Genomic DNA, 23,879 nt, shown 5'->3' with positions numbered 1-23,879 from the left:
TGGAGTAAAAGGAATGACTCTGCATCAGCGCATCGGCGCGTTGTTCACAGTGGCCGCTGCGCTGAGCGGCTGCACCGGTAACCTGGTGTACACCGCGAAGGAAAGGCTTCCCCGCCGACAAGGGCTTTACCAGCGACTGGATGAGCCGCGCCATCGTCACCTCGCTGATTGAACGCGAATGGACCGTGCAATCGGCGCGCCCCGGCCTGATCAAAGCGGCTATCACCGTGCGCGGCGAACACCACGCCGAAATCGACATTCCCTACACATCGACCTCGTTTGAAATCGACTACCGCGACAGCCGGGGCCTGAACTACAACGACGGCCAGATCCACGGCACCTACAACCGCTGGATCACCTACCTGCGTGACGACGTGATCCAGCAACTGGCCACCGACCCGGACCGCGACCAGCTTGTCGCCTTGCAAAACGCCTACGAACCCACCTTCCAGAACTTCCGTGAAGGCGTAAAACGCGCCACCGTAAAGTTTTACAAAAAAATTTATCTCGCGAACAAAGTAACCAGCCACCCAAGGGTTCTTTGATTTGATGGAGCGTCAGCAAAGTTTTCTTAAGTTATGAACTCAACCTTTCTGGTCAACAACTCAACAAACGCCTTGGCCATCGGCGACTTCTGATCCTTGCGCTGCACCAGCCACACCGCCGACACCGCCGCCGGATCCAGTAACGGTCGATACACCACGCCATCGATGCGCATCCGCTGATACGACGCCGGCAGCACCGACACGCCCAACCCCGCCGCCACCAAGCCAATAATGGTCATCGCCTCACCCGCTTCCTGCGCAAAGTGCGGACTGAAACCGGAATCGCGGGCCAGGCTGAGCAATTGGGCGTAGAGACCGCTGCCGTAGCTGCGGGGGAAAAACACGAAAGGCTCAAGGGCCAGTGCTGACAGAAACAATCCATCTTCGCTGCCATTGACCAAGGGGTGCTTGGAGCTGAGCACCGCCACCAGTGGCTCGCGCATCAGTTCCACGACGCTGAGGGAGTCCGGCAACCCCAACGGCCGCATGATGCCGACCTCGATCGACTCGTCGACGAGCGCATCGGCGACCTGGGTGCTGCTCATCTCCCGCAAATTAAGGTGCACCGCCGGGAAGCGCTGGCGAAACGAAAAAATCGCCTGTGGAATGGTCGAGTTGAACGGTGCCGAGGACGTGAAGCCGATCTTCAGTTCACCGAGCTCACCCAGTTGCGCACGTCGCGCCACGTCGGCGGCTTTGTCGACTTGCGCCAGCGCCAGCCGCGCCTCTTGCAGAAACAACCGACCGGCTTCGCTGAGCTCGACCCGACGATTGGTTCGCTCGAACAAGCGTGCGCCAACCTCGGCTTCCAGTGCCTGAATCTGTTGGCTCAGCGGCGGCTGAGAGATGCCCAGCACCTGAGCGGCGCGGCCGAAGTGCAGTTCTTCAGCGACGGCGATGAAGTAGCGCAGGTGACGCAATTCCATGAAAACCCCATTAGGTCGTAAAAGCTCTCAAACAGGTCGAACAATATATTGGATTGAATCATTAGGCAGCTATATGATTTTTTCATTGCCTGCCCGGCTGCGTCCCTCCGAGGTCCAACGTGAAAACTGCTCTCGCTCCACTCGCCCATGAAGTTCCGCCCGCCGCGGCGGACGATGTCGTCGCCGAGCTGAAGGAGATTTACATTGAAAAAGGTACGCCGATGTTCATGCGCACCGTGCTGGCGCTGTTCTCCGGCGGCTTCGCGACCTTCGCCTTGCTCTACTGCGTACAACCGATGATGCCGCTGCTGTCCCACGAGTACTCGATCAACGCGGCGCAGAGCAGCCTGATCCTGTCGGTCGCGACCGGCATGCTCGCCATTGGCCTGCTGATCACCGGCCCGATCTCCGACCGTGTCGGTCGCAAACCGGTGATGGTCGCCGCATTGTTCGCCGCCGCGTTGTGCACCATGGCCAGCGCGATGATGCCGAGCTGGCACGGCGTGCTGGTGATGCGCGCACTGATCGGTTTGTCATTGAGCGGCCTGGCAGCGGTCGCCATGACGTACCTGAGCGAAGAAATCCACCCACAGCACATCGGTCTGGCGATGGGCTTGTACATCGGCGGCAACGCAATTGGCGGGATGAGCGGGCGCTTGATCACCGGCGTGTTGATCGACTTCGTCAGCTGGCACACGGCGATGCTGGTGATCGGCGGCCTGGCCCTGATCGCGGCAGCGGTGTTCTGGAAAATCCTTCCCGAGTCGCGTAACTTCCGCGCCCGCTCGCTGCACCCGCGCAGCTTGCTCGACGGCTTCACCATGCACTTTCGCGATGCCGGTTTACCGTTGTTGTTCATTGAAGCCTTTGTGTTGATGGGCGCGTTCGTCACGCTGTTCAACTACATCGGCTACCGCTTGCTGGCCGAGCCGTATCACATGGAACAAGCCTTCGTCGGACTGCTCTCGGTGGTGTACCTCTCGGGGATCTACAGCTCGGCGAAGATCGGTTCGCTGGCTGACAAGCTGGGTCGCCGCAAAGTGCTCTGGGCGACGATTGTGCTGATGCTCGCCGGCCTGGCCCTGACGATGTTTACGCCGCTGCCGGTGGTGATCATTGGCATGCTGATCTTTACCTTTGGCTTCTTTGCCGCGCACTCCGTGGCCAGTAGCTGGATTGGCCGCCGGGCGATCAAGGCCAAGGGGCAGGCGTCATCGCTGTATCTGTTCAGCTATTACGCTGGGTCGAGCATCGCCGGGACGGCGGGCGGGGTGTTCTGGCACTTGGGCGGGTGGAACGGAATCGGGTTGTTTATTGGCGCATTGCTGGTGATTGCGTTGCTGGTGGCGTTGAAGCTGGCGAAGTTGCCGCCATTGGGCGGAGTCAAAGCCTGACGCATTTGATCCGCGCCCGACATTGGATCGTGCACACAAAAACGCCCGGCATTAGCCGGGCGTTTTCATTATCGGACGACGATCACTCGTGATACTGCGCCGACAACTCATGCACCGCGCGCAAGAACGCACCCGCGTGTTCAGGATCAACTTCCGGCGTGATGCCATGGCCGAGGTTGAACACGTGGCCGCTGCCCTTGCCGTAGCTGGCGAGGATACGGCCGACTTCGGTGCGAATGGCTTCCGGTTTGGCGTACAGCACGGTCGGGTCCATGTTGCCTTGCAGCGCGACTTTGTTGCCGACGCGATCACGGGCGCTGCCGATGTCGCAGGTCCAGTCCAGGCCCAAGGCATCAGCGCCAGCGTCGGCGATGCTTTCCAGCCACAGGCCGCCGTTCTTGGTGAACAGGATGACCGGAACTTTACGGCCTTCGTGTTCGCGGATCAGGCCGCTGACGATTTTCTTCATGTAGGCCAGGGAGAACTCCTGGTACGCCGCTGCCGAGAGGCTGCCACCCCAGCTGTCGAAGATCTGCACCGCTTGCGCGCCGGCCATGATCTGGCCGTTGAGGTAGCTGGTGACCGTCTGCGCGAGCTTGTCCAGCAGCAGGTGCAAGGCTTGCGGGTTGTCGTAGAGCATGGTTTTGGTCTTGCGATAGTCTTTCGACGAGCCGCCTTCGACCATGTAGGTGGCCAGGGTCCATGGGCTGCCGGCAAAGCCGATCAACGGCACGCGACCGTTCAGTTCGCGGCGGATGGTGCTGACCGCGTCCATGACATAGCCGAGGTCTTTGTGCGGATCAGGAATCGGCAGGGCTTCGATGTCGGCCAGGGTGCTGACGACTTTTTTGAAGCGCGGGCCTTCGCCGGTTTCGAAGTACAGGCCCTGGCCCATGGCATCCGGGATGGTCAGGATGTCGGAGAACAGGATCGCCGCGTCCAGTTGCGGATAGCGGTCGAGCGGTTGCATCGTGACTTCGCAAGCGAACTCCGGGTTCATGCACAGGCTCATGAAGTCACCGGCCTTCGCACGGCTGGCGCGGTATTCAGGTAGGTAGCGACCGGCCTGACGCATCATCCACACAGGGGTGACGTCTACGGGTTGCTTGAGCAGGGCGCGAAGGAAACGGTCGTTCTTCAGGGCAGTCATGTCGGCATCCGGAAAAAAAGTGCGGGCATTTTCTCAGAGCGCGACGCAAAAGGCACGGTTGCAGGTCAGCCTTTTGTCTATCGGGTCAATTTGTCGCGGTTTCGGCAACAAAAGATCGTTCCCACGCTCTGCGTGGTAACGCCTCCTGTGACGCTCGGCGTCACGCCTTTTGGGACGCGGAGCGTCCCTTGCTGCATTCCCACGCAGAGCGTGGGAACGATCAGCGGAGGGGTTAAACGCCCAGGTAATCCAGGATCCCTTCGGCGGCATTGCGGCCTTCGAAGATCGCCGTCACCACCAGGTCAGAACCGCGAACCATGTCGCCACCGGCGAAGATTTTCGGGTTGCTGGTCTGGTGCTTGAACTTGCCTTGTTCCGGCGCCACAACGCGGCCCTGACTGTCGGTCTGGATGTCGAACTGTTCGAACCACGGCGCCGGGCTTGGGCGGAAACCGAAAGCGATGACCACGGCGTCGGCCGGGATGATCTCTTCGGACCCCGGGATCGGCTCAGGGCTGCGACGGCCACGGGCGTCCGGTGCGCCGAGACGGGTCTCGACCACTTTCACGCCTTCGACACGGTCTTCACCGACGATGGCGATCGGCTGGCGGTTGTAGAGGAATTTCACCCCTTCTTCCTTGGCGTTTTTCACTTCTTTACGCGAGCCCGGCATGTTCGCTTCATCACGACGGTACGCACAGGTCACCGACTTGGCGCCCTGACGGATCGACGTACGGTTGCAGTCCATCGCCGTGTCGCCACCGCCGAGTACCACGACCTTCTTGCCTTTCATGTCGACGAAATCTTCCGGCGACTTTTCAAAGCCCAGGTTGCGGTTGACGTTGGCGATCAGGAAGTCGAGCGCGTCGTGCACGCCCGGCAGGTCCTCACCGGCAAAGCCGCCCTTCATGTAGGTGTAGGTGCCCATGCCCATGAACACGGCATCGTATTCTTCGAGCAGCTGCTCGACGGTCACGTCCTTACCCACTTCGGTGTTCAGGCGGAACTCGATGCCCATGCCGGTGAAGACTTCGCGACGATTGCTCAGCACGGTCTTTTCCAGCTTGAACTCGGGGATGCCAAAGGTCAGCAAGCCACCGATTTCCGGGTTCTTGTCGAACACCACCGGAGTCACGCCGCCACGTACCAGCACGTCGGCACACCCCAGGCCCGCAGGGCCTGCACCGATGATTGCGACGCGCTTGCCGGTTGGCTTGACCTTGGACATGTCCGGACGCCAGCCCATGGCGAACGCAGTGTCGGTGATGTACTTCTCCACCGAACCGATGGTGACCGCGCCGAAACCGTCGTTGAGGGTGCAGGCACCCTCGCACAGACGATCCTGCGGGCACACGCGGCCGCAGACTTCCGGCAGGGTGTTGGTCTGGTGCGACAGCTCGGCGGCCTGGAGGATGTTGCCCTCGGCCACCAGCTTCAGCCAGTTGGGAATGAAGTTGTGCACCGGGCACTTCCATTCGCAATACGGGTTACCGCAACCCAGGCAGCGGTGGGCCTGATCGGCCGAATGCTGGGGTTTGAAGGGTTCGTAGATCTCCACGAACTCTTTCTTGCGTTGACGCAACAGTTTCTTCTTCGGATCTTTGCGCCCGACATCGATGAACTGGAAGTCGTTATTCAGACGTTCAGCCATTGTTAAAACCTCATCAAACTCTTCAGGCGCATATCACTGCGGGTTGGCACGGGTGCTGGAAAGCAACGATTTCAGGTTGGCAGCCTTGGGCTTGACCAGCCAGAAACGGCGCAGATAGTCATCGAGGTTTTCAGCAAGGTTACGACCCCATTCGCTGTCGGTTTCCTCGACGTATTCGTTCAGCACGCGTTGCAAGTGGCTGCGATAGGCTTCCATCGCCTCACCGCTGATCCGCTGGATTTCCACCAGTTCGTGGTTGACCCGGTCAACAAAGGTGTTGTCCTGGTCGAGCACGTAGGCGAAACCGCCGGTCATGCCTGAGCCGAAGTTGTAACCGGTCTTGCCCAATACGCAGACGAAACCACCGGTCATGTACTCGCAGCAGTGATCGCCCGTGCCTTCCACCACGGTGTGAGCACCGGAGTTACGCACGGCGAAACGCTCGCCCGCGGTGCCGGCGGCGAACAACTTGCCCCCAGTGGCGCCGTACAGGCAGGTGTTGCCGATGATGGCACTGTCCTGAGTCTTGTAGACGCTGCCCTTTGGCGGAACGATGACCAGCTTGCCGCCGGTCATGCCTTTGCCGACGTAGTCGTTGGCATCGCCTTCCAGGTACATGTTCAGGCCGCCGGCGTTCCACACGCCGAAGCTCTGACCGGCCGTCCCTTTGAAGCGGAAGGTGATCGGCGCGTTCGCCATGCCTTGGTTGCCGTGCTTGCGCGCGATTTCACCTGAGATCCGTGCGCCGATCGAACGGTCGCAGTTGCAGATATCCAGGGCGAAATCGGCGCCGCTCATGTCGTTGATGGCCGAGGTGGCCATGTCGACCATTTTCTCGGCCAGCAGGCCTTTGTCGAACGGCGGGTTGCGGTCGACCTGGCAGAACTGAGGTTTGTCTGCCGGGATGTGATCGCTGCCGAGCAACGGCGTCAGGTCCAGGTGTTGCTGCTTGGCGGTCTGGCCTTCGAGGACTTCCAGCAGATCGGTACGGCCGATCAGCTCTTCGAGGGAGCGCACGCCCAGCTTGGCCAGCCACTCACGGGTTTCTTCGGCGACGTAGGTGAAGAAATTCACCACCATGTCGACGGTGCCGATGTAGTGATCCTTGCGCAGCTTCTCGTTCTGAGTCGCGACGCCGGTGGCGCAGTTGTTCAGGTGGCAGATACGCAGGTATTTGCAGCCCAGCGCGATCATTGGCGCGGTGCCGAAGCCGAAGCTTTCAGCGCCAAGGATCGCAGCCTTGATCACGTCGAGGCCGGTTTTCAGGCCGCCGTCGGTTTGTACCCGGACTTTGCCGCGCAGGTCGTTGCCGCGCAGGGTCTGGTGGGTTTCGGCCAGGCCGAGTTCCCACGGAGCGCCCGCGTATTTGATCGAGGTCAGCGGCGATGCACCGGTACCACCGTCGTAGCCGGAAATGGTGATCAAGTCCGCATAGGCCTTGGCCACACCGGCGGCGATGGTGCCGACGCCCGCTTCTGCAACCAGCTTCACCGAGACCAGGGCCTTCGGGTTGACTTGTTTCAGGTCGAAAATCAGCTGCGACAAGTCTTCGATCGAATAGATGTCGTGGTGCGGTGGAGGCGAGATCAGGGTCACGCCCGGCACTGCGTAACGCAGCTTGGCGATCAGACCGTTGACCTTGCCACCCGGCAACTGACCACCTTCGCCGGGCTTGGCGCCCTGAGCGACTTTGATCTGCAGTACTTCAGCGTTGACCAGGTATTCCGGGGTCACACCAAAGCGGCCAGTCGCAACCTGCTTGATTTTCGAGCTTTTGATGGTGCCGTAACGCGCCGGGTCTTCGCCGCCTTCGCCGGAGTTGGAACGCGCACCGAGACGGTTCATGGCTTCGGCCAGGGCTTCGTGGGCTTCCGGCGACAGGGCGCCCAACGAGATACCGGCGGAGTCGAAGCGCTTGAGCACCGATTCCAGCGGTTCGATCTCGCTGATGTCCAGCGGCGTGTCCAGGGTTTTGACCTTGAACAAATCGCGAATCATCGACACCGGACGGTTGTCCACCAGCGCCGTGTATTCCTTGAACTTGCTGTAGTCGCCCTGCTGCACAGCGGCTTGCAGGGTGTTGACCACGTCCGGGTTGTACGCGTGATATTCGCCACCGTGGACGAACTTCAGCAAACCGCCCTGCTGGATTGGCTTGCGCGGGCTCCAGGCTTCGGCCGCCAGGGCTTTCTGCTCGGCTTCGATGTCGATGAAACGCGCACCTTTGATGCGGCTCGGTACGCCACGGAAGCTCAGGTCGCAGACTTCTTCAGACAGGCCGATGGCTTCGAACAATTGCGCACCGCGGTACGACGTGATGGTCGAGATGCCCATCTTCGACAGGATCTTCAACAGACCTTTGGTGATGCCTTTGCGGTAGTTCTTGAACACCTCATAGAGGTCGCCCAGCACTTCACCGGTACGGATCAGGTCGCCCAGCACTTCGTAGGCCAGGAACGGATAGACCGCCGAGGCACCAAAACCGATCAACACGGCGAAGTGATGCGGATCGCGAGCGGTCGCGGTTTCCACGAGGATGTTGGAGTCGCAACGCAGGCCTTTTTCGGTCAGGCGGTGGTGCACCGCGCCGGTGGCCAGGGAAGCGTGGATCGGCAACTTGCCCGGGGCAATGTGACGGTCACTCAGTACAACCTGAGTACGACCGGCGCGCACGGCTTCTTCAGCCTGATCGGCAACGTTACGGATCGCCGCTTCGAGGCCGACGCTTTCGTCGTAGTTGAGGTCGATGATCGCGCGCTCGAAGCCCGGACGATCGAGGTTCATCAGCGAACGCCACTTGGCCGGGGAAATGACCGGCGAGCTGAGGATCACACGCGAGGCGTGTTCCGGCGACTCCTGGAAGATGTTGCGCTCGGCACCGAGGCAGATCTCCAGCGACATGACGATGGCTTCGCGCAGCGGGTCGATCGGCGGGTTGGTGACCTGCGCGAACTGCTGGCGGAAATAGTCGTACGGCGTGCGCACGCGCTGGGACAGCACGGCCATCGGGGTATCGTCGCCCATCGAGCCGACGGCTTCGTAGCCTTGCTCGCCGAGCGGACGCAGCACCTGATCACGTTCTTCGAAAGTGACCTGGTACATCTTCATGTACTGCTTGAGCTGATCGACGTCGTAGAAGGCCGAACCGTGGTCGTTGTCTTCCATGGTCGCCTGGATGCGCAGGGCATTCTTGCGCAGCCATTGCTTGTACGGATGACGGGACTTGAGGCGGTTATCGATGGCATCGGTGTCGAGGATCTGACCGGTCTCGGTGTCCACGGCAAAGATCTGGCCCGGGCCAACGCGGCCCTTGGCGATCACGTCTTCAGGCTGGTAGTTCCAGACACCGATTTCGGACGCCAGGGTGATGAAACCGTTCTTGGTGGTGACCCAACGCGCCGGACGCAGACCGTTACGGTCGAGCAGGCACACCGCGTAGCGACCGTCGGTCATGACCACGCCGGCCGGGCCGTCCCACGGTTCCATGTGCATGGAGTTGTATTCGTAGAACGCACGCAGATCCGGGTCCATGGTTTCGACGTTCTGCCACGCAGGCGGAATGATCATCCGCACGCCACGGAACAGGTCGATGCCACCGGTGACCATCAGTTCGAGCATGTTGTCCATGCTGGAGGAGTCGGAACCGACGCGGTTGACCAGCGGGCCGAGCTCTTCCAGGTCCATCAGATCGTTGGTGAACTTGGTGCGACGGGCTACGGCCCAGTTGCGGTTGCCGGTGATGGTGTTGATCTCGCCGTTGTGCGCCAGGAAGCGGAACGGTTGAGCCAGCGGCCATTTCGGCAGGGTGTTGGTGGAGAAGCGCTGGTGGAACACGCAAATCGACGTCTGCAGGCGCTCATCGCTGAGGTCTGGATAGAAGGCGGTCAAGTCCGCCGGCATCATCAGGCCTTTATAAATAATGGTCTTGTGCGAAAAGCTGCAGACGTAGTGGTCGGTATCGGCGGCGTTGGCCACCGACGAGCGACGACGGGACGTGAACAGTTTGACGGCCATGTCCTGATCGCTCAGGCCTTCACCGCCGATGAACACTTGTTCGATCTGCGGCAGGCGCTCAAGGGCCAGGCGGCCGAGGACGCTGGTGTCGATCGGCACTTTGCGCCAGCCGACGAGGGTCAGGCCGGCCGCAAGGATCTCGCGGTTCATGTTCTCGCGAGCGGCTTCGGCTTTTACCGGGTCCTGGTTGAAGAAGACCATGCCCACAGCATATTGCTTGGGCAGTGTGACGCCGAAGGTTTCCTGGGCGATGGCACGCAGGAACACGTCCGGCTTTTGAATCAGCAGACCGCAACCGTCACCGGTCTTGCCGTCGGCGTTGATCCCACCGCGGTGGGTCATGCAGGTCAGGGCCTCAATGGCCGTTTGCAAAAGGGTATGACTGGGCTCGCCCTGCATATGGGCTATGAGGCCGAAACCGCAGTTATCCTTGAATTCATCTGGTTGGTACAGACCTGCTTTCATAGACACTTTCTCACCAGGCTGCCTCTTATCGAGGCAAATTTCTTTTCAATTCAACCACTTGCCATCCACGCCGAACGTTCGTCAGCTTTGCGGGAGCAAAAGGGAGGTCATTGTACACACCGACACTTACGCTCACAAATTTGACGACGAACTGTCGCAAATCTATGTCGCATTTGTGAAAGGTTTAAAGCGATCTGCTGTGCTAGTCAAAACTTTTTTAATTTTGACCGCACGACTCAAAGACTACTGTGACGCAGACACCACAAGGCACGCGGCCTGTAGAGGCGGCATGCACTTGTAGAAATTTTGAGGTGCCGGGAGAGGCGGCCTGGGTAAGGCCGCCGAATCTTCAGCGAGTTGTAGCCAGTTCCTGTTGGACGCTGGCGACAGTGCGAGGCCAAGGTTTACCAGCCTGAACCTTCGCTGGCAAGGCCTTGATGGCGGTAACGGCTGCATCGCGGTTGGCGAAGTTACCGTAGGTGATGACGTAAAGCGGCTTGCCGTTGAGGACTTTCTTGAAATAACGGTACTCGCCGCCCTGCTCTTTCACGAAGTTTTGCGCAGTCGTTTCGGAGCTGGTGCCGAGAATCTGCACCACGTAGTTGCTGGTCGGCTGACCGGCGTACCAGGTGCCACCCGCGGCCTTGGCGGCAGGGGCTGGCTTCTCGGCAGGCTTGGCGGCAGCCACAGCGGCTGGCTTGGCTGGCGCGGGAGCCGGTTTCACGGCAGGCGCAGCCGGGGCTGGCTTGGCGGTGGCGACCTGAGTCGGCGCTGGTACCGGTTTAGCGGCCGGCGTCGGCGCAGGGCCTGGCTGAATGCCTGCTGGCGGTGCGACAGTGGTCACGGTTGGCGGAGTCGCGCTGGAACCCTCAACCGGTACGCCATCGTCGCCTTCGGTGATGCCACCGGCTGCTTCGGCCAATGGACCGCGCATGACCGGTTGCGAGTTGCCGACCAGCGGCAATGGCATCGGCTGCGAGTTACCGGCGAATTCGACGGATGGTGCACCGCCGTTAGGCTGTGGCGAACCCTGGCCAAGCGGCAGTTGTGCCTGTTCGTTGGCAGGTGCGCCGGTGGTCGGCGCTTTGCTGCGGCCCGGCATCAACCAGGCGGCGGCTACCGCGACCACGACTACGGCGGAAATCGCCAATACGTGTTTCTTCGGCATGTTAAACCCCATACTTGGACGCTTCACCGCTGAGCGGCTGGCAATCATGGCTTCGATCATTGCATCGCGGGCGACCTGATTGATGTTGCCAGGCCAACCGTCGGAGCTTTCGTGAATATCAGAGATCTGATCCGCGGTGAAAAGTTCGATACCCCGACCGGCACCTTCGAGGCGCTGATCCAGATATTCGCGGGTTTCTTCTTCGGTGTAAGGCTGCAGCTCGATGACGTGGAAGCGCTCTTCCTCAAGGCTCAGCGCCTCAAGCTGAGCGATCAGCGACGACTCGCCAAACAGGAACACGTGCGGGCGACCTTCCGGTGCGCCGGCCGCCAGAGCCATGAGGGCTTCCAGCGCGGACTCGTCGAGCTGCTCGGCGTCATCCACCAGCAAATAGACTTCCTGACCGGTCAACGCGAGTTGCACCACTTGCGCCAGAATCGCGCCGATCTCGGCCTGTTCGACGTTCAGCGATTGAGCGACCTGGCGCAAGATGCCGGCCGAATCGCCGGCCCCGCGAGCGGAAACCACCACGCTCTGCACCGACTGCTTGTTGGTGCTGGCTACCAGAGCCTGGCGCAACAGGGTCTTGCCACTGCCTTGCGGGCCCGTGACCACCAGCAGCAGCTGGCTATAACGCGCCAGGTGATGCAGTTGCCCCAGCACCGGTTTGCGCTGGGCCGGGAAAAATTTGAAGCCAGGTACCCGTGGAGCAAAAGGGTCATGACTCAACTGGTAATGGCCGAGGAAAGCCTCGTCGGCATGCAAACTAGTCATCGGGATCTTATTAACCTTTCAGCTGAGCCAGGGCGCGGTAATCCGCTCCCAGCGTGGCCTGTAAAATCTCTTTCGGATAATCGTCGGTCACCACCGCTTCGCCCATGTGGCGCAGCAGCACCAGGCGCAAACGACCGTCGATCACTTTCTTGTCAATTGCCATGTGTTCAAGGAAATCGGCTTCGGTCATCTCTGCTGGCGGGATGACCGGCAGGCCGGCACGCTGGAACAGGCGAATACCGCGATCACGTTCTTGCTCGCTGATCCAGCCCAGTCGCGCCGACATCTCCAAAGCCATCACGGTGCCAGTAGCGACGGCCTCACCGTGAAGCCAGACACCATAGCCCATGTGGGTTTCGATGGCGTGGCCAAACGTATGACCGAGGTTCAATGTGGCGCGAACACCGGTCTCTTTTTCGTCGGCGCCGACCACTGCAGCCTTGGCGGCGCAGGAGCGTTCGATGGCATAGGTCAGGGCGACCTGATCCAGGGCACGCAGGCGATCAACGTTTTCTTCGAGCCAGGTCAGGAACGGCTCGTCGCAGATCAGTCCGTACTTGATGACTTCAGCCAGGCCAGCGGACAGTTCGCGGGCCGGCAGGGTATTGAGGGTCGCTGTATCGATCAGCACCACGTTCGGCTGATAGAACGCGCCGACCATGTTCTTGCCCAGCGGATGGTTGATACCGGTCTTGCCGCCCACCGAAGAGTCAACTTGCGACAGCAACGTGGTCGGCACTTGAATGAAATCAACGCCGCGCTGGTAACAGGCGGCAGCAAACCCGGCCATGTCACCGATCACGCCGCCACCGAGGGCAATCACGGTGGTGCGGCGGTCGTGCCGTGCGGTCAGCAGGCCGTCGAAAATCAGTTGCAGGGTTTCCCAGGTCTTGAAGGCCTCGCCGTCAGGCAGGACAACGGAAATCACCGAGAACTGCGCCAGGCTGCGGGTCAGACGTTCGAGGTAGAGCGGTGCAACGGTCTCGTTGGAGATGATCGCTACTTGCCGTCCGCGAATATGCGGGGCCAGCAGCTCAGGCTGATCCAACAAACCTTCGCCAATGTGAATCGGGTAGCTGCGCTCGCCTAGATCGACCTTGAGTGTCTGCATGTGTCCCCACAGTGAAGATGAATCAGGCGTCCTGCCTTGAGTTATCGAATGTCCACGGCACCCGCTGGTGTGACGCCGTTCGGTAGCCATCTGCCATAACCTGGAGCGGTCATGACAGGACGCCGAGGATAGCGCATTTCGCGCTGCGCATTAACGGGGCGGTAGCTGCTGCAAGCGTTCGAGGATGTCGAGCACCACCATTCGCGGCGGCCGCTCATCGGTTTCAACCACCAGGTCGGCGATTTCCCGATACAGCGGATCGCGGATTGCCAGGAGATCCCGCAGGGTCTTGGCCGGATCAGCGGTACGCAACAGGGGGCGATTGCGGTCACGGGCAGTTCGGCCGACTTGCTGCTCGACAGAAGCATGCAAGTAGACCACCCGACCACCGGCATGCAGCGCCCGACGATTGGCTTCACGCATGACTGCACCGCCACCGGTTGCCAATACCACGCCATCGCAGCCGCACAGCTCGGCAATCATTGCCTGCTCGCGGTCACGAAAGCCCGGTTCGCCTTCTTTATCGAAAATCCACGGGATATTGGCGCCCGTGCGCAATTCAATTTCCTTATCGGAATCTTTGAACGGCAGGCGCAGCTCTTTGGCCAGCAACCGGCCGATGGTGCTTTTACCAGCGCCCATCGGTCCAACAAGGATCAAATTTCGCACAGAATCAATGACTCACAGCAATCGCCTGGTTGTTCATGATACGCGGAGTGAGAAATACCAGCAGCTCGGATTTTTTCTCCGAAACCACGTCACGCCGGAAAAGGCGGCCAAGATACGGCACATCGCCGAGAAATGGCACCTTATCTACAACCTTGCTTTGAGTATTTGAGAAAACCCCGCCAATGACGATGGTCTCGCCATCGTTGACCAGGACCTTGGCATTGACCTCGTTTTTCTTGATCGGCGGCACATCCTGCACCTTGTTCAGGTAGTCCGGTTCGTCCTTGGTGACCTTGACCTCCATGATGATCCGATTATCCGGGGTGATCTGCGGCGTTACTTCCAGCGACAGCGAGGCCTCCTTGAAAGACACCGAAGTTGCGCCACTGGAGCTGGCTTCCTGATAGGGAATCTCCGTGCCCTTGAGGATTTTTGCGGTTTCCTTGTCGGACGTGACCACCTTGGGCTGCGAGACGATTTCGCCGTTGCCGGTTTTCTCCATCGCCGTCAGCTCCAGGTCCAGCAACACGTTGTCGGTGATGAAGGCGATGCCGATGCCCGAGGTGCTGCCTGCTGCACCCATGTCGACAAACGACGAGTTGGTACTGGTACTTTCCGGCGTGCCGATGGTCCTCCCATCGCTGGCCCCGGACGTATTCCAGTTGCCCCTGTTCCGCACCGAACCACCCCAGCGCACGCCGAGGCTTTTGTCGTAATCGACGTTGGCTTCGACGATTCGCGCTTCGATCATCACCTGGCGAACCGGGATGTCCAGTTGCGTGACGATGCGGCGAAGCTCATCGAGACGGTCCTGGGGCTGGTAAGCAATGATGTTGTTGGTGCGCTCATCAACTGTGATCGACCCCCGCTCGTCGGCTTTCGCCTCGGCACTGGTCACTGAAGTGAACAACTTGGCAATGTCCGCCGCCTTGGCGTAGTTGACCTGCAACAGCTCGCGGCGCAGCGGCGCCAGTTCGGAGATCTGCTTCTGTGATTCCAGTTCCTGGCGTTCCCGGGCGGCGATTTCATCCGCCGGCGCCACTAACAGCACGTTACCGATCTTGCGCTTGTCCAGGCCCTTGGTTTTCAGCACCAGGTCCAGCGCCTGATCCCACGGCACGTTTTGCAACCGCAACGTGATGCCGCCCTGCACGGTGTCGCTGGCCACCAGATTGAGGTTGGTGAAATCGGCGATCAGTTGCAGCACCGAGCGCACGTCGATGTCCTGGAAGTTCAGCGAGAGTTTTTCGCCGGTGTAGGCGAAACGCTCTGCGTTGCGCTTTTGCAGATCGTCGACCGTCATCGGCCGGATGCTGACGGTCAGCTTGTTGTCGGTCTGATAGGTCGAATAGTCGAACGCGCCGCCAGGCTCGATGGTGATCGTGGCCCGGTCGCCAGTGGCGACGGCGTTGACGAATTGCACCGGAGTGGCGAAATCCTTGACGTCGAGGCGCACACGCAACTTTTCGGGCAATTGTGTCCTGGCAAAACCGAGGATGATCTTGCCTTCGTGTTCCTGGATGTCTGGTGCGATGGACGGATCCGACAGGTCGATGACCACATTGCCTTCGCCCTGGGTGCCGCGCTGGAAGTCGACGCCGCGAATGGTTTTGCTCGAAGCGGCGTAGGTTTTAGCCGGCGCCGGTGTTGCTACCGCGGCGCGAGGCGCCGGTTTCGATGCCTTGCTGTTGGCCCCCTGCCCGACCACCACCAACAGGTTGTTGCCTTCGACCCTCGCGTTATACGGCGTCAACTGCGTCAGGTTAATGATCAATCGTGTGCGGTCGTTGGCCTCGACCACCGTGGCACTGCGGGCATTGCCGCCACCGAGATCGCGAGTCTTGCTCTTCAACTGACTGACCACACCGGGCAGGTCCAGTGCAATCCGCGCCGGCTGTTCGGTCGTGTAACCGTCGGGCACCGGTGGCGGCCCATCGAAAGACAGCTTCAACTCGACGCGATCACCCGGTAGCGCGGCAACATCCAGCGCTTTGAGGTTGGTCGCCAGCACCATCGGAGACACCAACGCTATCCATAGCGAAATGCCGAGGGTTGAGAAAGTCCTGTTCATTATTCGAGTTCCACTATGAGTGCTCTTTCAAAGGAAGGGTCCGTGGTCGCTCCAGCCAGGCACCCTCGCCATCGGGAACGATTTCGACCACATCGACTTGTGAGCCGCTGATGGCGACGATCCGCCCATCGTTACGCCCCAGGTAATCACCGACTTTCAGCCGATGCACCCCGCCCGCCCCGCGCAACAGTGCAAAGGAGCCAGAGGCATTGGAGATCGTGCCGACCATTTCAAACTGCTCGATGTTGAATCCTTCGAGGTACTGCTTGATCCGATTGGGGTCGGGTTTGACGTTGCGCGAGCCGCGTTTCTGGCCTGCCAGGTCCACTCTGACCTGCCGGGAAAACGGGCTGCGCAAGTTGGCGGCGTTGTAGGTGAACGTTGGGTAAGACCGAAACGTCGGCGTTGGTTCAATTTTGCCCGGAGCCCGCAGGCGCACTTCGTTCATGTAGGCATCCAGGTCGCCGAGGTCGTTATCGCTGCCACACGCGGCCAGGCTGGCGAACACCACCACCATCGATACACAACGAAGCGGACTCATTTCTGCGCCCCGTTGTAGCGATAGGTCTTGGCAAGGATGCTCATGCGCAACTTCGGACCACCTTCAGGGCTGGCCGGCGCGATGTCGAAATCATGCAGTGTCACGATCCGAGGCAGCCCGGCCACGCCACTGACGAAGGTCGCCAGGTCGTGATAGGCACCAGTCACCGTGATCTGGATCGGCAGTTCGATGTAGAACGGCTGGGTGACTTCCGGCAGCAGTTTGATCTCTTCAAACTCCAGTCCGCTGCCCAGCCCCGTGCGGGTGATGTCCTCCAGCAGGCCGGGAACCTCGGTGTCGCTGGGCAATTGCCGCAGCAGCATGCCAAAGGACGTTTCCATCTCCTTCATTTGCTGGGTGTACAGCTCCAGATTCGCCGCCATGTGGGCCTTGGTCGCGAACTGTTCCTTGAGGGTCGACTCTTCCTCGCGCGTCAGGTTGAGCTGGTCTTCGAGATCACTGAGGTAAAAGGTGTACCCCAGCGCCAACACCAACAGCATGAGCAAAACAGCCACCACGGCCTTGATCGCTGGCGGCCAGGAACCCATGTTGCTGGTGTCCAGATCGTTGAGATCAACATTGCGCAACCCTTCCAGCCATTGAGACGGACTCATTTATCCTCCTCCACGGCAGCGGGCTGGGTCTGGCGAACGGTCAGCTGAAAGACATTGGCCTGATCCAGCTGACCGGCGGTCGTCGCCTTGACCTCGGTAAGACTGGGGGCATCGAACCAGTCGGACGCATCCAGGTTGCGCATCAGGTCTGACACGCGATTGTTCGACTCCGCCGCGCCGGTGATGGACAGGGTTTTGCCGACCATTTTCACTTCAGTGAAATACACACCGTCCGGCAGCGTGCGCGCCAATTGATCGAAGATCCGGCCGCTGATCGGCCGGTTTCCTTGCAGGTCCTGGATAATGCGCATGCGTTCGACCAGTTGCTGGCGTCGGGCTTTCAGATCACTGATCTGTGCGATCCGCTCGTCGACCACTGCGATCTGCTTGCCGATGTAGGCGTTACGGGCAGCCTGCCGATCAATGGCTCCACTGATGAACTGGTCCGCGACCAGTACGCCCCCCACGGAACACAGCAGCACGCCGACCAACGTCAGCAAAAAGCGTTTGCGGCGTTCTTCCCGCAGCTCTTCGCGCCAAGGTAAAAGATTGATCCGCGCCATCAGTCGAAACTCCTGAGGGCGAGCCCGCACGCGATCATCAAGGCTGGTGCATCGCTAGCCAGCGCGCTGGCGTTGACCTTGCTGCTCAAGGCCATGTTGGCGAACGGGTTGGCCACCTGAGTCGGCGTATCCAGGCGCTGTTCGATCAACCGGTCCAGCCCCGACACCGACGCCGTGCCACCGGCCAGCAGTATGTGATCGACCGCGTTGTACTGGCCAGAGGCAAAGAAGAACTGCAACGAGCGCGAAACCTGCTGTACCAGCGCCTCGCGAAACGGCTGCAAGACTTCGCTGACGTAGTCGTCTGGCAATCCGCCCTGCTTCTTCGCCAGCCCGGCCTGCTCGACCGTCAGGCCATACCGTCGCTGAATTTCCTCGGTCAGCTGCCGCCCCCCGAACAATTGCTCGCGGGTATAAATGATCTTGCCGTTGTGCAGCACGCTGAGGGTGGTCATGGTCGCGCCAATGTCCACCACCGCAACCGTCAGGCGCTCCTGGGAGGCGGCCAGTTGTGTCGAGAGCAAGCCGAATGATCGCTCCAGCGCGTAAGCCTCGACATCGACCACGCGCGCGGTCAGGCCGGCCAAGGCCAGGGCCGCTTCACGGACTTCGACGTTTTCCTTGCGACAGGCGGCCAGCAGCACATTGACCCGCTCCGGGTTACGTGCGGACACGCCCTGGACTTCGAAGTCGATGGCAACTTCATCCAACGGATAGGGGATGTATTGATCGGCCTCGATCTTGAGTTGGTTTTCCATCTCGTCGTCGGAAAGACCGCCGTCCATCTCGATGGTCTTGGTGATCACCGCCGAGCCGGCCACTGCCACCGCTACGCTCTTGAGGCTGGTTCTGGCCTTGAGCAGCACACGAGAGAGCGCCTGCCCGACACCCTCGAGCTCAGCGATGTTTTTTTCGACTACCGCATTGGCCGGCAACGGCTCTACCGCGTATGCCTCGACCCGATAACGGTCCCCCTGACGACTCAGTTCCAGAAGCTTTACCGACGTGGAACTGATGTCGATCCCCAACAGCGAGTTGGCTTTTTTATTGAAGAGTCCTAGCACTGCCCATTCCCTATGACTATCCGTGTCTTACGGACTCTGTAATATCCGTTGCGTTCATTACCTCCCGTCTTGACAGAAGCGCCAATGACGCTCCCCGCGGAAAAATGCTTATAATGCCCAGCGTTTTTTTCCGGTTTTTACTTCAAGCGCGGGTTGTTCCCTGTTTATCCGAACCCTGATGCCTCATTCATTCTTTGCCCTGGATGTCCAAAAGCCTTGATTCGTCTGCTGAAATTTTTCGGTTGGTCCATCGTCGCCGTTTTCTGCGGACTGCTTCTGGGTCTGAGTGGCGCCTTCCTTTACCTTAGTCCCGGATTGCCATCCGTGGAGGCGCTGAGAAGCATCCAGTTGCAGATTCCTTTGCGGGTCTACAGCAGCGATAACAAATTGATCGCAGAATTTGGCGAAATGCGCCGTACTCCGATCCGTTTCGCCGACATTCCCCCCAATTTCATTAATGCGTTACTAAGTGCTGAAGACGACAATTTCGCCAACCACTATGGCGTCGACCCTAGCAGCCTGATGCGTGCCGCGACCCAACTGGTCAAGAGCGGACACATTCAGTCCGGCGGCAGCACCATCACCATGCAGGTCGCGAAGAACTTCTTCCTGACCAGCGAACGCAGCTTCTCGCGCAAAACCACCGAAATCCTCCTGGCCCTGCAGATTGAACGGCAGCTGACCAAGGACGAGATCCTTGAGCTGTACGTCAACAAGATCTACCTGGGCAACCGCGCCTACGGCATCGAAGCCGCCGCGCAGGTTTACTACGGCAAATCGATTCGCGACGTCAGCCTCGCCCAGATGGCGATGATCGCGGGCCTGCCAAAAGCCCCGTCGCGCTTCAACCCGCTGGCCAACCCGGCCCGCAGCAAAGAGCGCCGCGACTGGATTCTGGGGCGTATGTACAAGCTCGGGAAAATCACCGAAGCCGACTACACCACGGCGATCAACGAGCCGCTGAACGCCAGTTATCACGTGCCGACGCCGGAAGTGAACGCACCGTACATCGCCGAAATGGCTCGCGCTGAAATGGTTGGCCGTTATGGCAGCGACGCTTACACCGAAGGTTTCCGCGTAACCACGACCGTGCCGAGCAATCTGCAGGAAATGGCCAACACCGCGGTTCATGAAGGCTTGATGACGTATGACCAGCGCCATGGTTATCGCGGCCCCGAGTCGCGCCTGCCGGGCAAGACCCGTGAAGCCTGGGCAACCGAGCTGACCAAGCAACGCACTATCAGCAGCCTCGAACCCGCCATCGTCACTCAAGTCGACAAAAACGGCCTGCAAGTGATGACCCGCACCGGTGACGAACACGTCGGCTGGGACAGCATGAAATGGGCGCGTCCGTTCCTGAACACCAACAGCATGGGCGCCAATCCCAAGCAGCCGTCGGATGTGGCACAGGTCGGTGATTTGATTCGCGTGCAGCGTCAGCCGGACAACTCGCTGAAATTCAGCCAGATCCCGCAGGCGCAGGGCGCGCTGGTGTCTCTTGATCCGCAGAACGGCGCCATTCGGTCGCTGGTCGGCGGTTTTGCCTTCGAGCAGAGCAACTACAACCGTGCCTTGCAGGCTAAGCGCCAGCCAGGCTCGAGCTTCAAACCGTTCGTCTATAGTGCGGCGCTGGATAACGGCTACACCGCCTCCAGCCTGGTGAACGACGCGCCGATTGTGTTTGTCGACGAATACCTGGACAAGGTCTGGCGTCCGAAGAACGACACCAACACCTTCCTCGGCCCCATCCGACTGCGTGAAGCGCTGTACAAGTCGCGTAACCTGGTGTCGATCCGCTTGCTGCAAGCGATGGGCGTTGGCAAGACCATCGACTACATCACCCGCTTTGGCTTCAACAAGCAGGACCTGCCGCCGAACCTGTCGCTGGCGCTGGGCACTGCAACCCTGACGCCGATGGAGATCGCCACTGGCTGGAGCACCTTCGCCAACGGTGGCTTCAAGATCACCCCGTACATCATCGACAAGATCGAAAGCCGCAACGGTGACACGCTGTTCGTCGCCAACCCTCCGAGCGTTCCTCAGGGCGATGCAGCGACCAGCGGCATTGCTGCGCCGGTCGCGCAGACCTTTACAGTCAACGCGACACCGGGCGAGGCGCCAGCCGCACCAGGCACTGCGCCGCAAACACCGGCTGTAGCCGAACGCATCGTCGATGGCCGCACGACTTACATCCTCAACAGCATGCTGGAGGACGTGATCAAACTCGGTACCGGCCGTCGCGCGCTGGCCTTGGGACGTGGCGACATTGCGGGCAAGACCGGTACGACCAACGAATCCAAGGATGCGTGGTTCTCCGGCTATAACGCCGATTACGTGACCACGGTCTGGACCGGTTTCGACCAGCCTGAAAGCCTTGGCCGCAAGGAGTTCGGCGGCACCGTCGCACTGCCGATCTGGATGAGCTACATGGGCGCCGCCCTCAAAGACAAGCCGCCGCATACACAGCCCGAGCCGGAAGGCATCCTGAGCCTGCGGGTCGACCCGGTCAGCGGTCGTGCCGCCAGCCCAGGCACGCCAGGCGCATACTTCGAACTGTTCAAGGCCGAAGACACGCCACCGTCGGTGAATGAGTTGGGCAACGGCACAGCGCCGGGCAGCCCGCTGCCAGCGGATGAAGCGGCACCGATCGACTTGTTCTGATCGGGTAGCGCAACGCAAAAGCCCCGCCTTCGAGAGAAGAGCGGGGCTTTTTGTTGCACTGATCGTTCCCACGCTCTGCGTGGGAATGCAGCCCGGGACGCTCCGCGTCCCATCCAGAGCCGAACGCAGAGCGTCCGAAGAGGCATTCCCACGCGGAGCGTGGGAACGATCACCTGCCAGACATGAAAAAGCCCCGACTCATACGAACCGGGGCTTTTTGGTTGAAGCGCTACAACGGCTTAGCCGTTGAACACGTCATCCACGCTTTTCAGCGGGTAGTTCTTCGGATACGGCAGGGTCGCTACGCCAGTCTCGATGGCGGCTTTGGCCACAGCATCAGAAATCAGGGTAATCAGACGGGCATCCATTGGTTTCGGAATGATGTACTCACGGCCGAATTCCAGTTTGATGCCGCCGTAGGCGTCGCACACTTCCTGAGGAACCGGCAGCTTGGCCAGTTCACGCAGGGCGTTGGCCGCGGCCACTTTCATTTCTTCGTTGATACGCTTGGCGCGAACGTCCAGGGCACCACGGAAGATGAACGGGAAGCCCAGAACGTTGTTGACCTGGTTCGGGTAGTCCGAACGGCCGGTGGCCATGATTACGTCGTCACGAGTGGCGTGAGCCAGTTCCGGGGAGATTTCCGGATCCGGGTTGGAGCACGCGAACACGATCGGGTTAGGCGCCATCGACAGCAGGCCTTCAGCGCTCAGCAGGTTCGGGCCGGACAGGCCAACGAACACGTCCGCGCCTTGCAGTGCGTCTGCCAGGGTGCGCTTATCAGTCGCGTGAGCGAAGACAGCCTTGTACTGGTTCAGGTCGTCACGGCCGGAGTGGATCACGCCGGTACGGTCAACCATGAAGATGTTTTCGATGTTGGCGCCCATGCTCACCAGCAATTTCATGCAGGAGATGGCGGCCGCGCCGGCGCCCAGGCAGACGATCTTGGCATCAGCGAGGGTTTTGCCAGCGATTTCCAGGGCGTTGATCATGCCGGCCGCGGTAACGATCGCGGTGCCGTGCTGGTCATCGTGGAACACTGGAATGTCGCACTGCTCGATCAGGGCGCGTTCGATTTCAAAGCACTCTGGCGCCTTGATGTCTTCCAGGTTGATGCCACCGAAGGTGATGGAGATGCGCTTGACGGTGTCGATGAAGGCTTGCGGGCTTTCGGAGTCGACTTCGATGTCGAAAACGTCAATGCCGGCGAATCGCTTGAACAGCACGCCTTTACCTTCCATCACAGGCTTGGAGGCCAATGGGCCGAGGTTACCCAGGCCGAGAATCGCGGTGCCATCGGAAATGACTGCAACCAGGTTGCCTTTGCCGGTGTATTTGTAGGCCAGTTCAGGATCGCGGGCGATTTCGCGTACTGGTTCGGCTACGCCGGGGCTGTAGGCCAGCGACAGGTCGCGGGCGGTAGCGGTGGCCTTGGTGAGCTCGACGCTCAGCTTACCTGGACGAGGATGGGCATGATATTCGAGAGCGGCAGTTTTCAAATCAGACATGGGGGCATTCCGCTTTTACTGTTGGACAGACTGGTCAGCGAGGATACGCGCCTCGCAAAATCCCCACAAGACTGACCGGTCACCCCTGTCAAGCGCCCTGCCCTAAGACTTTGGGCCAAGAGCCGCGGAACACAAGGGATAGACTGTTCACAATCGACAGTAAAAATGTCTACAATTTTTTCTTAGCGTGCGATTTTCAGCATCGACGGATCGGTGAGCGGTAGAAGCCAGCGCGCCTGTCCGGATTTCAACCCGCCGCGACGGGAACGGTCCACTACCCAGCCACGCACCTCGATCTGCTTGCCTTCCAGGTTTTCCAGCGCCGGGACATCGAACTGCCCGAGTAGATTGGGTGCAACACGCAATACAACTGAATCCTGCAACTCGATCCAAATCCCACCGCGATTGCGCTGAACCTTGCTGACACGCCCACTGAGCACGGCGAAACCGGAAGCGTTGATCTGCTCTGCTTTCAGTACAGGTGATTGCCGCCACAAGCCAAGGCCGGCCTGACGGGCACTGCGTTCGGCGGCTTGCTGGCAGCCGACCAAATCGACATTCGGCGCGACTGCCACTTGGAAACCGAGCCCTTCTGCGAGCATCTGCGCTTCAAGGTTGGCGCCATCAGCGCTGTAGACATGAGCCAGTGTGCGTCCGTAATGGTCTTTGCTCTCTTTTCCAGGCAGCAAGCTCACGCGTCCGTCGCTGGCTGCGACCAGCGCTTGCAGGCGTTTGCGCGCAACCACGGCAAACGGCTCGTCGGAACGGCCCTGCTTGCCCAGCTCAGGCGTATTCAAGCCGATCATGCGTACACTGCGGCCATCGCTCAGGCGCAAGGTGTCGCCATCCACCACACGCTGCACCACGACGGGTGCAAGGCCACTTGGCACCGGACAGAAGGCCTGGGCGCCGGACAGCCAAATCGCAGACACAAAAAAGGCGCCCGCGAGGGACGCCTTTTTCAACAGCAAGGAAAAGCCCATCGGGCCC

18 protein-coding genes are annotated in these 23,879 nt (G+C 60.2%); 4 read left to right on the top strand and 14 right to left on the bottom strand.

Going from position 1 to position 23,879, the window contains the following annotated elements; genetic code table 11:
• Positions 1 to 13: 13 nt before the first annotated feature.
• Positions 14 to 172, top strand: a complete 159-nt coding sequence (locus tag J2X66_RS17895) for a hypothetical protein (RefSeq protein ID WP_310266660.1) — start codon at positions 14 to 16, stop codon at positions 170 to 172.
• On the top strand, positions 141 to 545 hold the full coding sequence (locus J2X66_RS17890; protein ID WP_310266658.1) for a hypothetical protein: 405 nt from the start codon (positions 141 to 143) through the stop codon (positions 543 to 545). Before J2X66_RS17895 ends, J2X66_RS17890 begins: the two co-directional genes overlap by 32 nt.
• 26 nt (positions 546 to 571) lie before the next feature.
• Here the strand turns inward: J2X66_RS17890 and J2X66_RS17885 are convergent, their stop codons facing one another.
• A complete protein-coding gene (locus tag J2X66_RS17885) occupies positions 572 to 1,471 on the bottom strand; it encodes a LysR substrate-binding domain-containing protein (RefSeq protein ID WP_310266655.1) in 900 nt (299 codons plus the stop codon).
• Between the two features lie 119 nt (positions 1,472 to 1,590).
• On the opposite strand from J2X66_RS17885, the gene J2X66_RS17880 reads away from it, so the two are divergent.
• A complete protein-coding gene (locus tag J2X66_RS17880) occupies positions 1,591 to 2,865 on the top strand; it encodes an MFS transporter (protein WP_310266653.1) in 1,275 nt (424 codons plus the stop codon).
• Positions 2,866 to 2,947: 82 nt separating this feature from the next.
• Here J2X66_RS17880 and hemE read toward each other — a convergent pair whose 3' ends face one another.
• The 11 genes from hemE to J2X66_RS17825 form a co-directional block, all read right to left on the bottom strand.
• Positions 2,948 to 4,015, bottom strand: a complete 1,068-nt coding sequence (gene hemE / locus J2X66_RS17875) for a uroporphyrinogen decarboxylase (RefSeq protein WP_310266650.1) — start codon at positions 4,013 to 4,015, stop codon at positions 2,948 to 2,950.
• Positions 4,016 to 4,247: 232 nt separating this feature from the next.
• Positions 4,248 to 5,666 (bottom strand): FAD-dependent oxidoreductase, encoded by a 1,419-nt coding sequence (locus J2X66_RS17870; RefSeq protein WP_123435507.1) that lies wholly within the window; start codon positions 5,664 to 5,666, stop codon positions 4,248 to 4,250.
• A gap of 33 nt (positions 5,667 to 5,699) precedes the next feature.
• Entirely contained in the window at positions 5,700 to 10,145 is a 4,446-nt protein-coding gene (gene gltB, locus J2X66_RS17865) for a glutamate synthase large subunit (protein WP_310266647.1), read from the bottom strand.
• Positions 10,146 to 10,494: 349 nt separating this feature from the next.
• On the bottom strand, positions 10,495 to 12,087 hold the full coding sequence (locus tag J2X66_RS17860) for an AAA family ATPase (protein WP_310266645.1): 1,593 nt from the start codon (positions 12,085 to 12,087) through the stop codon (positions 10,495 to 10,497).
• 10 nt (positions 12,088 to 12,097) lie between these two features.
• Positions 12,098 to 13,198, bottom strand: a complete 1,101-nt coding sequence (gene aroB / locus J2X66_RS17855) for a 3-dehydroquinate synthase (protein WP_310266643.1) — start codon at positions 13,196 to 13,198, stop codon at positions 12,098 to 12,100.
• 150 nt (positions 13,199 to 13,348) lie between these two features.
• A complete protein-coding gene (gene aroK / locus J2X66_RS17850; RefSeq protein ID WP_027922095.1) occupies positions 13,349 to 13,867 on the bottom strand; it encodes a shikimate kinase AroK in 519 nt (172 codons plus the stop codon).
• Between the two features lie 4 nt (positions 13,868 to 13,871).
• Positions 13,872 to 15,938 carry a type IV pilus secretin PilQ gene (gene pilQ / locus J2X66_RS17845; RefSeq protein ID WP_310266641.1) on the bottom strand — a complete coding sequence of 689 codons (2,067 nt, stop codon included), beginning with the start codon at positions 15,936 to 15,938 and terminating at the stop codon, positions 13,872 to 13,874.
• 13 nt (positions 15,939 to 15,951) lie between these two features.
• Positions 15,952 to 16,479, bottom strand: a complete 528-nt coding sequence (locus J2X66_RS17840) for a pilus assembly protein PilP (protein WP_310266639.1) — start codon at positions 16,477 to 16,479, stop codon at positions 15,952 to 15,954.
• Positions 16,476 to 17,093: a type 4a pilus biogenesis protein PilO gene (gene pilO / locus J2X66_RS17835; RefSeq protein WP_310266636.1), complete on the bottom strand. Its 618-nt coding sequence runs from the start codon at positions 17,091 to 17,093 to the stop codon at positions 16,476 to 16,478. The genes J2X66_RS17840 and pilO overlap by 4 nt, the downstream gene beginning before the upstream one ends.
• A complete protein-coding gene (locus J2X66_RS17830) occupies positions 17,090 to 17,656 on the bottom strand; it encodes a PilN domain-containing protein (RefSeq protein ID WP_027922099.1) in 567 nt (188 codons plus the stop codon). Before J2X66_RS17830 ends, pilO begins: the two co-directional genes overlap by 4 nt.
• Complete coding sequence (locus J2X66_RS17825) at positions 17,656 to 18,720, bottom strand: pilus assembly protein PilM (RefSeq protein WP_310266632.1); 1,065 nt, start codon at positions 18,718 to 18,720, stop codon at positions 17,656 to 17,658. Before J2X66_RS17825 ends, J2X66_RS17830 begins: the two co-directional genes overlap by 1 nt.
• A gap of 219 nt (positions 18,721 to 18,939) precedes the next feature.
• Between J2X66_RS17825 and J2X66_RS17820 the strand changes: the two genes are divergently transcribed.
• A complete protein-coding gene (locus J2X66_RS17820) occupies positions 18,940 to 21,381 on the top strand; it encodes a penicillin-binding protein 1A (protein ID WP_405046789.1) in 2,442 nt (813 codons plus the stop codon).
• Between the two features lie 239 nt (positions 21,382 to 21,620).
• Here J2X66_RS17820 and J2X66_RS17815 read toward each other — a convergent pair whose 3' ends face one another.
• The gene (locus tag J2X66_RS17815) at positions 21,621 to 22,889 is read right to left on the bottom strand and encodes a malic enzyme-like NAD(P)-binding protein (protein ID WP_310266628.1); all 1,269 of its coding nucleotides are present in this window, start codon (positions 22,887 to 22,889) and stop codon (positions 21,621 to 21,623) included.
• A 182-nt stretch (positions 22,890 to 23,071) separates the two neighbouring features.
• The gene (locus tag J2X66_RS17810; RefSeq protein ID WP_310266625.1) at positions 23,072 to 23,872 is read right to left on the bottom strand and encodes a thermonuclease family protein; all 801 of its coding nucleotides are present in this window, start codon (positions 23,870 to 23,872) and stop codon (positions 23,072 to 23,074) included.
• Positions 23,873 to 23,879 lie beyond the last annotated feature (7 nt).

This window comes from Pseudomonas sp. 3296 (assembly GCF_031456615.1).
In the GTDB taxonomy this organism is placed as follows: Bacteria; Pseudomonadota; Gammaproteobacteria; order Pseudomonadales; family Pseudomonadaceae; genus Aquipseudomonas; species Aquipseudomonas mucoides.
This window is presented reverse-complemented; position numbering and strand designations above follow the sequence as displayed.

Excerpts from the sequence above, each read along its gene's own strand:
- J2X66_RS17895 (WP_310266660.1), top strand. The coding sequence starts at position 14 with ATGACTCTGCATCAGCGCATCGGCGCGTTGTTCACAGTGGCCGCTGCG.
- J2X66_RS17890 (WP_310266658.1), top strand. The coding sequence starts at position 141 with ATGAGCCGCGCCATCGTCACCTCGCTGATTGAACGCGAATGGACCGTG.
- J2X66_RS17885 (WP_310266655.1), bottom strand. The coding sequence starts at position 1,471 with ATGGAATTGCGTCACCTGCGCTACTTCATCGCCGTCGCTGAAGAACTG.
- hemE (WP_310266650.1), bottom strand. The coding sequence starts at position 4,015 with ATGACTGCCCTGAAGAACGACCGTTTCCTTCGCGCCCTGCTCAAGCAA.
- J2X66_RS17870 (WP_123435507.1), bottom strand. The coding sequence starts at position 5,666 with ATGGCTGAACGTCTGAATAACGACTTCCAGTTCATCGATGTCGGGCGC.
- gltB (WP_310266647.1), bottom strand. The coding sequence starts at position 10,145 with ATGAAAGCAGGTCTGTACCAACCAGATGAATTCAAGGATAACTGCGGT.
- J2X66_RS17860 (WP_310266645.1), bottom strand. The coding sequence starts at position 12,087 with ATGACTAGTTTGCATGCCGACGAGGCTTTCCTCGGCCATTACCAGTTG.
- aroB (WP_310266643.1), bottom strand. The coding sequence starts at position 13,198 with ATGCAGACACTCAAGGTCGATCTAGGCGAGCGCAGCTACCCGATTCAC.
- pilQ (WP_310266641.1), bottom strand. The coding sequence starts at position 15,938 with ATGAACAGGACTTTCTCAACCCTCGGCATTTCGCTATGGATAGCGTTG.
- J2X66_RS17840 (WP_310266639.1), bottom strand. The coding sequence starts at position 16,479 with ATGAGTCCGCTTCGTTGTGTATCGATGGTGGTGGTGTTCGCCAGCCTG.
- pilO (WP_310266636.1), bottom strand. The coding sequence starts at position 17,093 with ATGAGTCCGTCTCAATGGCTGGAAGGGTTGCGCAATGTTGATCTCAAC.
- J2X66_RS17830 (WP_027922099.1), bottom strand. The coding sequence starts at position 17,656 with ATGGCGCGGATCAATCTTTTACCTTGGCGCGAAGAGCTGCGGGAAGAA.
- J2X66_RS17815 (WP_310266628.1), bottom strand. The coding sequence starts at position 22,889 with ATGTCTGATTTGAAAACTGCCGCTCTCGAATATCATGCCCATCCTCGT.
- J2X66_RS17810 (WP_310266625.1), bottom strand. The coding sequence starts at position 23,872 with ATGGGCTTTTCCTTGCTGTTGAAAAAGGCGTCCCTCGCGGGCGCCTTT.